The sequence below is a fragment of the Streptomyces sp. cg35 genome, from assembly GCF_050410835.1.
Lineage (GTDB): Bacteria > Actinomycetota > Actinomycetes > Streptomycetales > Streptomycetaceae > Streptomyces.
Genome location: NZ_CP191268.1, coordinates 8,218,479 through 8,231,318 on the forward strand (window position 1 = coordinate 8,218,479; position 12,840 = coordinate 8,231,318).

Genomic DNA, 12,840 nt, shown 5'->3' on the forward strand with positions numbered 1-12,840 from the left:
TTCACTCCCTCTCGCGCAGCGCGAACCGCTCCTTGAGGCGGGTCAGCGTCGCGTTGAGCCGGTCGATGTCCTCGTCGGAATTGAGCGCCGTGAGCTGGATGCGGAAGCCCACCCGGTCGTGCGGCACCAGCGGGTACGCGGCCACCGTCACGTAGATGCCGCTGTCCCACAGGAAGCGGGCCACCGCGTCCACGTCCGAGGCCTGACCCAACGGGATCTCGATGATGGGCAGTCCGTCCCGGTTTAGCGTCTCCAGGCCCAGCGCGCGCACATGGTCGAGGACGCGTCTCGTCTTCGCGTACAGGTCGGCGCGGAGCGTGTCGCCGCGCTTCTCGTTCGCGTCGAGCCCGGCGAGGGCGGTCGCCAGCGACGCCGTCGGGGACGGGCCCGAGTAGAGGTAGGGCGCCGCGGACGTCTTGAGGTGGTCCTTCAGCCACGTCGGCAGTGCTAGGAACGCCAGCAGCGACGAGTACGCCTTGGAGAACCCGCCGACCAGGACGATCCCGTCGTACGACTCGCCCAGGTGCCGGACGACACCGTTGCCGCGTGCCCCGTAAGGACAGGGCTCGGTGGCGCCCCGTTCGCCGATGACCCCGAAGCCGTGCGTGTCGTCGATGTACAGCGTCGCCTCGAACGACCGGCACAGCCGGGCCAGTCGCGGGAGGTCCGGCACATTTCCGCTCATGCTGTTGACACCGTCGAGGCACACGAGCCGGGAGACCCCGGGCGGCGCCGCCCGCAGCAGCCCCTCCAACTCGTCGGGGCGCTCCGCGTGGAAGCGGTGCAGGGTCGCGCCCTGCCCGCGCGCGGCGACGCACCCGTCGTACACGGTGCGGTGCGCGGTGGCCTCCACGAACACCTGGCCCTGACCGGCGAGGACGGGGATCACGGAGGCGTGGATCAGCGTCGCCGTCGGCAGCAGCAGCGTGTCCGGGGCGCCCAGCAGCGAGGCCAGCCGTTCCTCGATGTCCGGGTACAGGCGCGGCGAGCCGAGCAGCCGCGACCAGCTCGGGTGCGTGCCCCACTGCTTCACCGCCGGGCCGATCGCCTCCATGATCTCGGGGTCCCAGTCGAACCCCAGGTAGTTGCAGGAGGCGAAGTCGATCAGCCAGTGGTCACCGCTGCGGATGTGCCGCCCGCGCACCTCGTCGAGGACCGCGTCGCTCATCGGGTTGGTACGGCGCAGCCGTTCCAGATCGCCCCAGCGCGGATCGCGCCGCACATCCGGGGGCCGGGATGCCGCATCGCTCATGACGCTCGTCTCCTTCGGTGGCGGGCGGTCGAGCAGCGCCGCGGCGTGCTCGGGGGTCAGGGGGCGGGCGAAGAGGAAGCCCTGTCCGAACCGGCAGCCCATGCCGGACAGGAGGTCCCGCTGTGCGGGGTCCTCGATCCCCTCCGCGATGACGCCGAGGCCCAGCGTGCGGGCGATGCGCACGATGCCCTCCACGAGGGCGACCTGCCGTGCGTCGGTCGCGATGTCGTCGATGAACGACTTGTCGATCTTGAGTACGTCGATGGGGAACTCGCGCAGATAGCGCAGGCTGGAGAAGCCCGTGCCGAAGTCGTCGACGGCGATCCGCACGCCGAGGTCCTTGACGGCCTGCACGACCGTGTCGATCTGCTTGTCCCGCCGCATCAACACCGTCTCCGTGAGCTCCAGCTGGAGCGATCCGGGGGCCAGGCCCGGGGTGCCGAGCGCCGCCTTCACCTGGTCGACGAAGTCCGCCTCCCGGAACTGGCGTGCCGACACGTTCACGCTCACGTACGGGGGGTCCTCCGGGGTGACCGCCTGCAGGCGCGCGGCACCGGCCGCCGCGTTGCGCAGCACCCATGCGCCCAGCGACGCGATGTGCCCGGTCTCCTCGGCGAGCGCGACGAACTGCTCCGGTGGCACCGCGCCGCGCGGGTCCTGAGGCCAGCGCACCAGCGCCTCGAACCCCACCACGGAGCCCGTCGCCAGATCGACGACCGGCTGGTAGCGCAGCGCGAACCCGCCGCCGCTGACCACCGCGTCGAGCCGCGCCTGCAACTCGTGGCGGCGCACCACGCGCTCGTGCAGCGGCGGCTTGAAGCGACGCCACTGACGCTTGCCGGCCGCCTTCGCCGCGTACAGCGCCAGATCGGCGTGCTGCAGCAGCTCGTCGGCGTTGGAGCTGTCCAGGGCCGTGGCCACACCGACGCTCGCGGACACGGTCACCGAGTCCTCCAGCAGGCGGATCGGGCGGCTGAGCGTCTGCACGATCTGCGCCGCCAGCAGCTCCGCGTCGACGGGTTCCCGCGCGTCCTCCATCAGCACGGCGAACTCGTCGCCGCCGAGCCGGGCCGCCGTGTCCGAGCGGCGCAGCGTCGCCGAGAGGCGTTCGCCGACGGCCATCAGCAGCATGTCGCCCGCCGGGTGCCCCAGCGTGTCGTTGACCAGCTTGAAGTCGTCCAGGTCGATGAAGAGCAGACAGGTCAGGGCGGGATCACGACGACTGCGCACGAGGGCCCGGTCGACCCGCTCCAGGAGCAGCGTCCGGTTCGGCAGCCCGGTGAGCGCGTCGTGGAAGGCCCGCTGCGTCAGTTCCTGTTCCAGTTGCCGCTGCTCGGTCACATCGCGCAGCGTCACGACGATCCCGGCGACCGTCGGGTCGTCGCGCAGATCGCTGCACCGCACCTCGACCTCGGTCCGCCCGCCGTCCCGCGTCACCCACCAGTGGTCGTGCGTCTCCGGCGCTCCCTCCGTGCGCAGTGCCGACAGGGCCCGCGTGGCCCGCTCCCGGTCGCGCGGCCCCACCAGGTCCGGCAGTACGGAGCCGACCGGCTGGACCCCGCCGAACACGGCCTGGGCGGACGGGCTCGCGTACCGGACGACGTTGTCGTCGTCGACGATCAGGATCACGTCCGACGCGTTGCGCACGAGTGTGCGGAAGTACGCCTCGCTCTCCCGCCTGATGATTTCCTGGCGCAGTGCGATCCGCCCCATCGCGAGGCCCGCGTGCGCGGCGAGGATCTCCAATGTGCCGCGGAACTCGCCCAGTTGCTTCGGCGGCCCGGCCGCCACGAGGACCCCGGGAAGGTCGCCGCCGGGCGGCCGGTCCGGCTGGACCATCGGGCACACCAGGGCCGTCGGGAGGCCGCGCAGGCGGGAGGCCGCCGCGGTGCCGAGCCGCGTCACGGACATCAGCCGGGTCGACTCGGGAAGACCGTTCGGCGCGTCGGCGTCGGGCACCGTGGTCAGCAGCGTGGAGGCGTGCGGCGTGTCCGGGCCGAAGAGCGTGCCGACAGCGGTCTCGCAGGCCGCGGCGATGTCCTGCGGGTGGATCGCCGACACCAGCGACGCGGAGGCGGTGCGCAGCGCCAGCTCCCGCGCCACGGCCTTGCGGTGCGCCACCACCATCCCGCCCAGGCGCAGCAGCACGAGCAGGAAGAGGACCGCGCTGAACGCGGCGATGGCCGCGCCGTCGTGCGTGACGCCCGAAAGCGCCTCGTAGAACAGGATGCCGGGCGCGATCAGCGTTGCCAGGCCGAGCATCACCACCCGCCTGCGCGGCGGCAGTAGGGACGGCTCCTGGGGCGACTGCGCCGTCAGCTCCACCATCGACGGATGCAGGCCCGCGAGCCCCCACGCCGCGTAGAACACGATCCAGCCGCCGTCCAGCAGCGTCCCGGCCTGCCAATTGCCGTTGAGCTGCAGAATCCCGTACGCGACGTCGAAGCACAGCAGGGTCAGGGTGCCCGCGACCAGCAGTTGCACGGAACGGTTGCCCCGCGGCCCCGGCCCCGAGGCGAGCAACCGGGCCAGCAGCGCGAGCACCAGCACATCGCCGAGCGGATACGCGAGGCTGATGGCGCGCTGCTCCCACGTCATGCCCTCGGCGAGCGTCAGCGGCTGCACGAGGAAGACCCACACCGGCAGCGCAAGCCCCGCGGTCAGGATCAGCGCGTCGAGCAGAGCGGGCAGATCGCGCCCCGCCCACCGGTGGCGCACGAGCCCGAACAGCCCGATGGCGAACAGTGGATACGTCAGCAGGTAGAAGCCGTCGGACGGCGAAGGGAACGGGTTCGACGCCGCGAAGTACTGCTCCTGCACGTTGTAGTACGTGTCACCGGCAGCGAAGGCCAGCAGCGCCCCCGCGAGGGCGTACCAGGGCCAGCGGTGCGCGGGCCCGTACATCCGCACTCCGGCCAGTACGGCGACGACGGACGAGAGGCCGATCGCCGACCACAGAGGGGCGTGCGTCGACGGGACGGTGAGGTAGACGGCGGTGGCGGCCGCCACGAGGGCGACGTACAGGGCCATCAGCCGATGTGCTCGCAGCAATGGCAGCCGCCTCCCTGCGTCCGGGACACCGGGAGGCGTTCAAGGCGTCGATCCTGGGTCTCGCTCCGTATTCGATCGTAGGCACGGGCCGCAGCCACTTGCATCTCAGCGCGGGACCGCGGCTCCCACCTGCGGCGGAGTACCTACCGTACGGCCGAAGTAGTCGACGGCGCCGACGTCGGGGACACCGCCCGGCAGCGGCGTCTCGACGCCCTTTCCGGCGAGGGCGGCGCACTCCGGCACGGTGCGCGGCGCGTCGTCGGCGGACCGGATCGCGGGCAGCGGACCCCCGGTGAGGCACGGATCGACGTCGAGCCCGGTGGCCCGGACGCCGGCCTGTTCCTGTCCGCTGCCGGCCCGCCACGCGGCGAGCGAGCCGTACGACTCCTCGCCCCAGCGCACCTGCCACCCACCGTCCACGGAGCGGTAGTTGTTGCCCTGGAGCGCGACATTCGAGGCGGTCAGGCCCGGGTCGGCGACGATGAACGGGGTGTTCTCGGTGACCAGGAGGTTGTTGCGGACGACGACGTCGCGCTCTCCGGACTGCAGCCGCAGTGCGGGCCCTGCGCCGGCGCTGGAGCGGGAGAGCAGCACCGTGTTCTGGACGACCGCCAGTTGCCGGATGTCCTCGCCGTACACGGCGATCGCCCCGTGGCCGGGCAGTGACCGGCCGTCGTCGGCGCTGATGTTGTGGCTGATCGTGTTGCGCGTGTGGGCGCCGTTCACCCAGCGCTGATACGCGTAGAAGCCGGGGCCGTCGTTGTCGAAGGCCAGATTGCGGCGCAGAGCCGAGTCGGACACGTTCGAGTCGAGCCCGAAGCCGGCGCCGTCGACGGACGAACCGGTGTGGTTGCGGTAGGCGACGCTCTGCTCGATCAGGACGCGGGTCGAGTCGTACGCCCACACGCCGACCGGTCCCTCGGGAGCGTCGGCCGCGGCGCGGGTCCCGTTGTCGTGGGCGACGACGTGCCGCAGCGTGGCGCCGCGCACCGCGCCGATGACGACGCCGTCCCCTGTGTGGCGGTCGTGGGCGGTCGGATCGCCCGGATTGCCGTACGCGACGACGGAGTCGACGGTGACGTCCTCGTGGGCGTACGCGGCCCGCGCCGGGGTGTAGTCGGGTCCCCAGGTGAGCAGGCCGATGTCCTTGTTGCCGTGCAGCGTGGACCGGCGGACGGTCACCTCGCGGAAGCCGATGCCGTCCCCGGAGGCCCCGATCGCGAGTCCCACGCGGAAGCCGGAGACGTCGACACCGGACACCGTGACGCCGGCGGGGCGCGGCCCGGAGCGCAGATCGCTGTAGACGTTCACGCCCGCGTCGTGCGCCCGGGACGCCCCGGAGCCGCGCAGCACGAGGTCGCGCATCTCCACGCCGCCCGTGTTGTGCACCGTCACGGCGGGCCGGGCGGCGGAGTCGACGACCGCCCGTCCGGTACCGAACGACCCGAGAACCACGGGCCGTTGCGGATCCCCGGCTTCCCCGGGGCCGACGGTGACCGTGCCGCGGAACCGCGCCCCGCCCTCGAGGAGCAGCCGGTCACCGGGACGCAGCGCCGTGCGCTCCGCGCGGGCCAGGGTGCGCCACGCGGTGTCCGCTGAGGTGCCGTCGTCGCTGTCGTCGCCGTCGGCGGCGACGTAGTACGTGTGCGCGGGCGGCACATAGTGCGGGGTGGCGGCGCAGCCCGTCGCCGCCAGGGCCAGGCCCACCGTCATGACGAGTGCCACGCCGGGCATCGTCCTCACACCTTCACGGGCTCGCGGGCGGGCCGCCGCACCTGGCGGGCCCGCGAGCGCGTCTGCGACCAGGCGGCCATGCGGCGAAGCCCTTCCTCCAGGGAGACCGACGGGGCCCAGCCGAGTTCGGCACGCGCCCGGTCGATGACCGGACGGCGGCGGGTCGGGTCGTCCACCGGGAGCGGCCGGAACTCGACCTCCGAGGCCGACCCGGTCACCTCCAGCACCAGATCCGCCAGCTCCCGCACCGTGAACTCGGCCGGATTGCCCAGGTTGACCGGCCCGTCGGCGCAGCTGTCGAGCATCGCCGTCAGACCTCGGACGAGATCGTCGACGTAGCAGAAACTGCGGGTCTGCGCGCCGTCCCCGAAGACGGTGAGCGGCTGTCCGGCCAGGGCCTGGCGCAGGAACGTGGAGACCACCCGGCCGTCGTGCGGGCGCATCCGCGGACCGTACGTGTTGAAGATCCGCACGATGCCCGTGTTCGCACCGAGCGAGCGGCGGTGCGCCATGGTCAGCGCCTCCGCGTACCGCTTCGCCTCGTCGTACACACTGCGCGGCCCGACGGGGTTCACATGCCCCCAGTAGTCCTCCGGCTGCGGATGGACCTCCGGATCGCCGTACGCCTCGCTCGTCGACGCGAGCAGGAAGCGGGCGTCGTGGCGCAGTGCCAGCTGCACCGCGTGCTCCGTGCCGCGGCTGCCGACCGCGAGCGTCTCCAGGGGCAGCCGGTGGTAGTCGGGCGGCGACGCGGGGCTCGCCAGATGCGCCACCGCGTCCACCGGGCCCGGCACCTCGAACGGCTCGGTCACATCGCACGACACCAGCCGGAACCGCGGCTCCGGCAGCAGGTGCGTGACGTTCGCCGGGGTGCCCGTGCAGAAGTTGTCCAGGCACCAGACGGTGTCGCCCCGGTACAGCAGGGCCTCGCAGAGGTGGGAGCCGAGAAACCCTCCGCCTCCCGTCACGACGACTCTCATGACGAACCTCCCACGGTGCTCAGTGGACGCCCGAGCGCCCGGAAGGCCCAGCCGGCCGCGCCCCACGCCCGCGCGTCGAGCGCGTTGCGGGCGTCGAGGATCAGCGGGGTGCGGACGACACCGGCCAGGGCGGCGGGGGAGAGTGCGCGGTACTCGGGCCACTGCGTCAGATGCAGCACCAGGTCCGCGCCCTCGCACGCCTTCGGAACCTCCAGGGCGTACGTGAGATCGGGGCAGGCGGCGCGGGCGTTGTCGAGAGCCTGCGGATCATGGACGCGCACGGTCGCACCCTCCGCCTGCACGGCGGCCGCGACGGCCAGCGCCGGCGAGTCCCGTACGTCGTCGCTGCCCGGCTTGAACGCGGCGCCCAGAACACCGACCCGGCGTCCGGCGAACGTGCCGCCGAGCAGCTCGCGGGCGCGGTCGACGGTGCGCCGCCGCTGCCGTGTGTTGATCCGGTCGACCTCGTGGAGGAATGCGACCGCCTCACCGGCGCCGAGCTCTTCGGCGCGCGCGGCGAACGCCCGGATGTCCTTGGGGAAGCAGCTGCCGCCGAACCCGAGCCCCGGATCGAGGAACTGGGGCCCGATCCGCGAGTCCGCGCCCATCGCGCGGGCCAGCACGGTGACGTCGGCGCCGGCCGCGTCGCAGACCTCGGCCATCGCGTTCACGAAGGAGATCTTGGTGGCGAGGAACGCGTTCGATGCGACCTTCACCAGCTCCGCCGTCGCCGGATCCGTGGCGAACACCGGTACTCCGGCCCGTCGCATCGGCCAGTACACGGCGCGCAGCAGCGCGTCGGCCCGGTCGGACGCGACCCCGATCACGAGCCGCTCGGGGTGCATCGTGTCGTGCACCGCGCGGCCCTCGCGCAGGAACTCCGGGTTCCAGGCGACCTCCGTGCCCGGCGCGAGATCCGTGAACCGCCGTGCGATCCGGTCGGCCGTGCCCACCGGCACCGTCGACTTGCCGACCACCAGGGCGCCCGGCCGCAGCCGCGGCCCGAGCTCCTCGACGACCGCGTCCACGTACCGCAGATCGGCGGCCGACGAGTCGGGCCGCTGCGGCGTGCCCACGCAGACGAAGTGCAGGTCCGCGAACGCGGCCGCCTCGGTGAGCGACGTCGTGAACCGCAGCCGGCCCGTCTCGACCCCGCGTGCGAGCAGCGCGTCGAGGCCCTTCTCGTGCAGCGGGGCCCGGCCCGCCGCCAAGGACGCGACGCGCTCGGCGTCGACATCGACGCCGAGCACCTCGTGCCCGATGTCGGCCATGCACGCGGCGTGCACCGTGCCGACGTAACCCGTGCCGATGACCGTCATCCGCATGGTCCTACTCCTTTGCGCCCGGCTGCGGGGACGAACCCTGGTAGCCATGGGGGTTGAGCTGCTGGAAACGCCAGGCGTCCCGGCACATGTCGGCCAGGTCCCGGGAGGGACGCCAGCCCCAGGCGCGCGCCACCGCGCCGGCGTCCGCCACGAGTTCGGCCACGTCGCCCGTGCGACGGCCGGTGATCTTGTGCGGAACAGTGATTCCGCTCGCCTCCTCGAAGGCGGCGACGACGTCGAGGACCGAACTCCCGTGTCCCCGGCCGAGGTTGAAGACCGTGAAGCCGGTGGCGTCGGCCAGGTGGTCGAGGGCGATCCGGTGCGCCTCCACGGTGTCCATCACGTGGAGGTAGTCACGGATCGCGGTGCCGTCGGGTGTCGGCCAGTCGCCGCCGAAGACCCGCAGCCGCTGCCTGCGGCCGACCGCGACCTGGGCGACGTAAGGGAAGAGGTTGTCGGGCGTGCCGTGCGGGTCCTCGCCGAGCAGGCCGCTGGGGTGCGCGCCGGCCGGATTGAAGTACCGCAGGCACAGCACGCTCCAGCGCGGATCGTGCCGGCACACGTCGGCGAGGATCCGCTCGCACAGCGACTTCGATGCGGCGTACGGATTGGTCGGCCGGTGCGGCACCGCCTCGTCGAGCGGGCCCTCGCCCGCGTCGCCGTACACCGAGCAGGAGGAGGAGAACACCAGCCTGTGCACGCCGTGTTCGTGCATCGCGTGCAGCAGGGCCGTGGTGCCGCCGACGTTGGTGTCGTAGTACGCGACGGGCATCCGCGCCGACTCGCCGACGGCCTTGTGCGCGGCGAAGTGCACGACGGCGTCGACTGGGTGACGAGCGAAGACGGCCGAGAGGGCGCGCCGGTCGCGGATGTCCAGTTCGTACACGGCGCCGACGAAGCGTCCGGCGATCCGCTCCACCCGGGGCAGGACCCGCGGGCAGCTGTTGGAGTAGTCGTCGACCACGATCACCTCATAGCCGTGGTCCAGGAGTTCGACGCAGGCGTGGCTGCCGATGAATCCGGCCCCGCCCGTGACGAGAACGGTGGAGGGCGAGCCGTTGGCGTCGCGTGTGTGCACGGTCCTCACCAGCCCAGGACGGCGGCCACGTAGGCCGGGTAGAAGACGGCGGCCGTCACGACGGTCAGCACCGCCGGGACGGCCGCCACCAGGGACGTGCGCACGGTGGCCAGGGCCGCCGCGAGAGGCAGGCCGCAGGCCCGTGCCGTCTCCTGCACGTGCAGCAGCGGCAGGGCCAGCGAGACCACCGTGTACGTGCCGCCCGCGACCAGGCACAGGAACACGTATCCGGCCGACGGGCTGGTGAGTTCGCCCAGCAGGGCGATCGCGGCGAGGACAGTGCCCAGCAGCGCGAACGGCGCCGTGAGCCGGGCCGGCAGTGGCCGCGGACCGGTGGCGCGCTTCGGTGTGACCTTGAAGGTGACCTGCCGCGGCCGTACCCGCTGGTGCACCGCCCCGACGAGCCCGGCGATCACGAACGGCCAGCGCGCCAGCGCGAACAGCCAGACCTCCCAGCTCACCAGGGGCGCCCGGCGCGGACGCAGCAGCCCGCGCCGCCGCAACAGCCACAGCGTCAGCATCAGCCACACCGGCAGCACCCAGAAGTGCAGCAGGAACGAGAAGTAGTCGACGTTCATCCACGGCAGCCCGGTGACGACGGCGACCGGCGGGAGCACCAACCCCGCCACGATCATCAGGCCGAGCAGCGGGTAGTAGGCGAGGGCGTACGCGAACCGCAGCCGCAGCACCGCCGGCAGCCGTCCCAGATGCCGGGGAAGGAGTCCCAGGAGCATCGTCGTCAGGCTCCGCGACCACTGGTACTCCTGCGTCACCATGTCCGCGAAGGTCAGTGGTCCGTCGCCGTGCGCCTCCGCGTCGATGGCGAACGCCCCCTGCCAGCCGGCCGAGTTGAGCAGATACGTCGTCGAGAAGTCCTCCGCGAGCTCGGGGCCCAGGCCTCCGATGTCCCGCAGGGCGCGGGTGCGCACGGCGTAGTGCGAGCCGATGCACATGGGTGCCAGGCCGTCGCTGTGGCCCAGCTGCACGGCTCCGTGCCACACGGCCTCCCGGTGCAGCCGGCCGCGCGCCGACCAGGAACCGGAGCCGTTCGCGTCGCACACGCTGGGCGCCGCGACATAGCCGATGGCCGGGTCCGCGAACGGGCGCACCATCTCGGCCAGGTAGCCGGGTGCGGGCACGTGGTCGCAGTCGAGCTGGGCGACCACGGCGTACCTGTCGTAGCCCCAGTGGTCGTAGAAGTAGGCGAGGTTGCCTTCCTTGCAGCGGGTGCGGCGCGGCCAGGAGGGGCGGTGGTACGCGCCGGCGCCGTGCCGCGACGACAGGCGGACGTGGTGCGCGTAGCACCAGGAGACGACGTCCCGCGTCGGGGCCTCGTCGCACAGCCACACGTCGTAGTGGTGCGGGAAGTCCTGCGCGAGCATCGCCTTCAGGGTGTGCACGGCGGCGGGCCACGGCTCCGACGGGGCGCGTGTGACGACGAACGCGACCGGCAGCCGGGGGATCGCGAGCGCCGGGTCGACGCGGCGCAGCCGCAGAGCCGTGAGGAAGAAGTAGGCGGGAAGGGCGGTCAGGTACAGCAGCAGGGCGCTGTTGACGACCAGGCCCGGCCAGCCCGCCCGGTGCTCGGGCTGCAGCCACCACGTCCAGAACCAGACGAGGCTCACCGTCCACCCCGCCGCGATGATGAGCAGCGCCGCGCGGTCCGGGCGGCCGAGCGCGGGCACGAATGTCGAGCGCCGCACCGCCCGTACGCGGCACGGCCGCGCGAAGACGGGGCCCTCGGAGCTGATCCGGACGACGTTGCCGTCGGAGATGCGGGCGAGGTGCGCGGCGACCTCGGGAAGGTCCGCTGCGGGGGGATTCGCCGGAACCGGCTCGCGGTGCGTCATGGCCGCACGCTCCTGCGCTGTACGCTGACGTCGTATGTTTACGACGTATATGTACGACTTTGCGCCTATGGTGGAGCTGAGTCAAGCGGAGATTTCCGGGGCGATCCGGGGCTCGTCGGGCGAGAGGAGCTCGTGATGCCGAAGAGGGCGCAGGAGGGCGGGGAGGCGGTCCCCGCGCGTCGGGCCGCGGACCGGGGCCGCTACGGCCGGCTCAGCCGGGAGCGCGTGCTGGCCGTCGCCCTGGAGATCGTCGACCGGGACGGTCTGTCGTCGCTCAGCATGCGCGGCCTCGGTGCCGAACTCGGCGTCGAGGCCATGGCGTTGTACCGGTACGCGGATGGCAAGGGCGCTCTCCTCGACGGGTTGGTGGAGGCGTTCTTCGTCGAGTTGGAGACGGCCCTGGACGCCGGAGTGGCAGCGTGCGAGTGGCGCGATGAGCTCGACCGGATCGCCCGCGCCGCGTACGAGGTCGCCCTCCGGCATCCGCACGTGGTGCCGCTGCTGGCCACGCGGCTGCTCTCGACGCCGCTCGCCCGGCGTCCGGCTGCCGTGCTCCGCGCCGACGAGCGGATCCTCGTCCTCCTGCTCGACGCCGGTCTGAACGGCCGTCAGGCCGTGCGCCTGCACCGGGCGTTCACCGCCTGGCTGCTCGGCTGGCTCACCGTCGATCTGCGTGCCATGGTCGATGACCCCGACGAGCCCGACCCCGCCTTCCGGCTCGGGCTGCACCGCCTGTCCGCCCGTGAACTGCCCCGGCTGCGCGAGTGCGCCCCGCTGATGGCGGAGTACGGCGGGGCGGACGACCTGAGCGCGGGGCTCGACGTGTTGCTGCGGAAGCTCGGCCGGGACCCAGGGGTGCAGTGACCGCAAGTTTGCACGGTGTGCAAGAATTCTCGCCGTGATCACATCCGACCCGCAGCAGAGCGCGCCAGCCGAGGGCCTGCGCGCCCGCAGGCGCCGCCGTACGCGGGCCGAGCTGCACGCCGCCACGCTGCGGCTCGTGCGCGAGCTGGGATTCGCGCGGGTGACGGTCGAGATGATCAGCAACGAGGTGGGGGTCTCGCCCCGCACCTTCTTCAACTACTTCCCCAGCAAGGAAGCCGCGCTGTTCGCCCTGCCCGGCAGCCTGCCCGACGCCCTCGCCGAGCGGTTCGCCGCGGGGGAGGGCCGGGACACCGACGCCGTCCTGCGCGATCTCGGCGACGTGCTCGCCGACCACCTCCAGGAGGCCGCCCCGGGCCCCCGGGAGCTGGAGGACACCCTGCGCATCGCCGAAGGCGTGCCGTCCGTCCTCGCCACGTTCCTCGCCCAGTGCGAGGCGGTGGAACGGGATCTGGCCGGCACCATCGCCCGGCGCACCGGCACCCCGCCCGACGGCGAGGCCGCCGAACTGCTCGCGGGCATCGCCATGGCGACCGTCCGCAGCGGACTGAAGCGGTGGGCCCAGACGGGCGACCACCACGACGGTCCCGCCGCCTGCGTGCGCGACTCCTTCACCGCGCTGCGCACCCTGCTCGGGCAGGCCGCGGTGCAGTAGGCGCCCCACCCGTGTGACCGGCGCCCCTCCCCG

General features: G+C 72.7%; 8 protein-coding genes. 2 read left to right on the forward strand and 6 right to left on the reverse strand.

Annotation, left to right across the window (positions count from 1 at the left end):
* Position 1 precedes the first annotated feature (1 nt).
* The 6 genes from ACQUQD_RS37945 to ACQUQD_RS37970 all read right to left on the reverse strand — a co-directional run bounded on the left by ACQUQD_RS37945 (position 2) and on the right by ACQUQD_RS37970 (position 11,270).
* The gene (locus ACQUQD_RS37945; protein WP_428957755.1) at positions 2 to 4,282 is read right to left on the reverse strand and encodes an aminotransferase class I/II-fold pyridoxal phosphate-dependent enzyme; all 4,281 of its coding nucleotides are present in this window, start codon (positions 4,280 to 4,282) and stop codon (positions 2 to 4) included.
* Positions 4,283 to 4,408: 126 nt separating this feature from the next.
* On the reverse strand, positions 4,409 to 6,037 hold the full coding sequence (locus tag ACQUQD_RS37950; RefSeq protein ID WP_428956759.1) for a right-handed parallel beta-helix repeat-containing protein: 1,629 nt from the start codon (positions 6,035 to 6,037) through the stop codon (positions 4,409 to 4,411).
* Positions 6,038 to 6,042: 5 nt separating this feature from the next.
* Positions 6,043 to 7,017 (reverse strand): UDP-glucuronic acid decarboxylase family protein, encoded by a 975-nt coding sequence (locus ACQUQD_RS37955; protein WP_428956760.1) that lies wholly within the window; start codon positions 7,015 to 7,017, stop codon positions 6,043 to 6,045.
* Positions 7,014 to 8,342: a UDP-glucose dehydrogenase family protein gene (locus tag ACQUQD_RS37960; protein WP_428956761.1), complete on the reverse strand. Its 1,329-nt coding sequence runs from the start codon at positions 8,340 to 8,342 to the stop codon at positions 7,014 to 7,016. The genes ACQUQD_RS37955 and ACQUQD_RS37960 overlap by 4 nt, the downstream gene beginning before the upstream one ends.
* 4 nt (positions 8,343 to 8,346) lie before the next feature.
* Positions 8,347 to 9,420: a UDP-glucose 4-epimerase GalE gene (gene galE, locus ACQUQD_RS37965; protein WP_428956762.1), complete on the reverse strand. Its 1,074-nt coding sequence runs from the start codon at positions 9,418 to 9,420 to the stop codon at positions 8,347 to 8,349.
* 5 nt (positions 9,421 to 9,425) lie between these two features.
* A complete protein-coding gene (locus ACQUQD_RS37970; protein WP_428956763.1) occupies positions 9,426 to 11,270 on the reverse strand; it encodes a glycosyltransferase family 2 protein in 1,845 nt (614 codons plus the stop codon).
* A gap of 135 nt (positions 11,271 to 11,405) precedes the next feature.
* Between ACQUQD_RS37970 and ACQUQD_RS37975 the strand changes: the two genes are divergently transcribed.
* Positions 11,406 to 12,134, forward strand: a complete 729-nt coding sequence (locus ACQUQD_RS37975; RefSeq protein ID WP_428956764.1) for a TetR/AcrR family transcriptional regulator — start codon at positions 11,406 to 11,408, stop codon at positions 12,132 to 12,134.
* Positions 12,135 to 12,168: 34 nt separating this feature from the next.
* Positions 12,169 to 12,807 carry a TetR/AcrR family transcriptional regulator gene (locus tag ACQUQD_RS37980; protein ID WP_428956765.1) on the forward strand — a complete coding sequence of 213 codons (639 nt, stop codon included), beginning with the start codon at positions 12,169 to 12,171 and terminating at the stop codon, positions 12,805 to 12,807.
* Positions 12,808 to 12,840 lie beyond the last annotated feature (33 nt).

Bases quoted from the DNA above. Each gene is read 5' to 3' on its own strand.
- ACQUQD_RS37945 (WP_428957755.1), bottom strand. From the start codon at position 4,282: ATGGCCCTGTACGTCGCCCTCGTGGCGGCCGCCACCGCCGTCTACCTC.
- ACQUQD_RS37950 (WP_428956759.1), bottom strand. From the start codon at position 6,037: ATGCCCGGCGTGGCACTCGTCATGACGGTGGGCCTGGCCCTGGCGGCG.
- ACQUQD_RS37955 (WP_428956760.1), bottom strand. From the start codon at position 7,017: ATGAGAGTCGTCGTGACGGGAGGCGGAGGGTTTCTCGGCTCCCACCTC.
- ACQUQD_RS37960 (WP_428956761.1), bottom strand. From the start codon at position 8,342: ATGCGGATGACGGTCATCGGCACGGGTTACGTCGGCACGGTGCACGCC.
- ACQUQD_RS37970 (WP_428956763.1), bottom strand. From the start codon at position 11,270: ATGACGCACCGCGAGCCGGTTCCGGCGAATCCCCCCGCAGCGGACCTT.
- ACQUQD_RS37975 (WP_428956764.1), top strand. From the start codon at position 11,406: ATGCCGAAGAGGGCGCAGGAGGGCGGGGAGGCGGTCCCCGCGCGTCGG.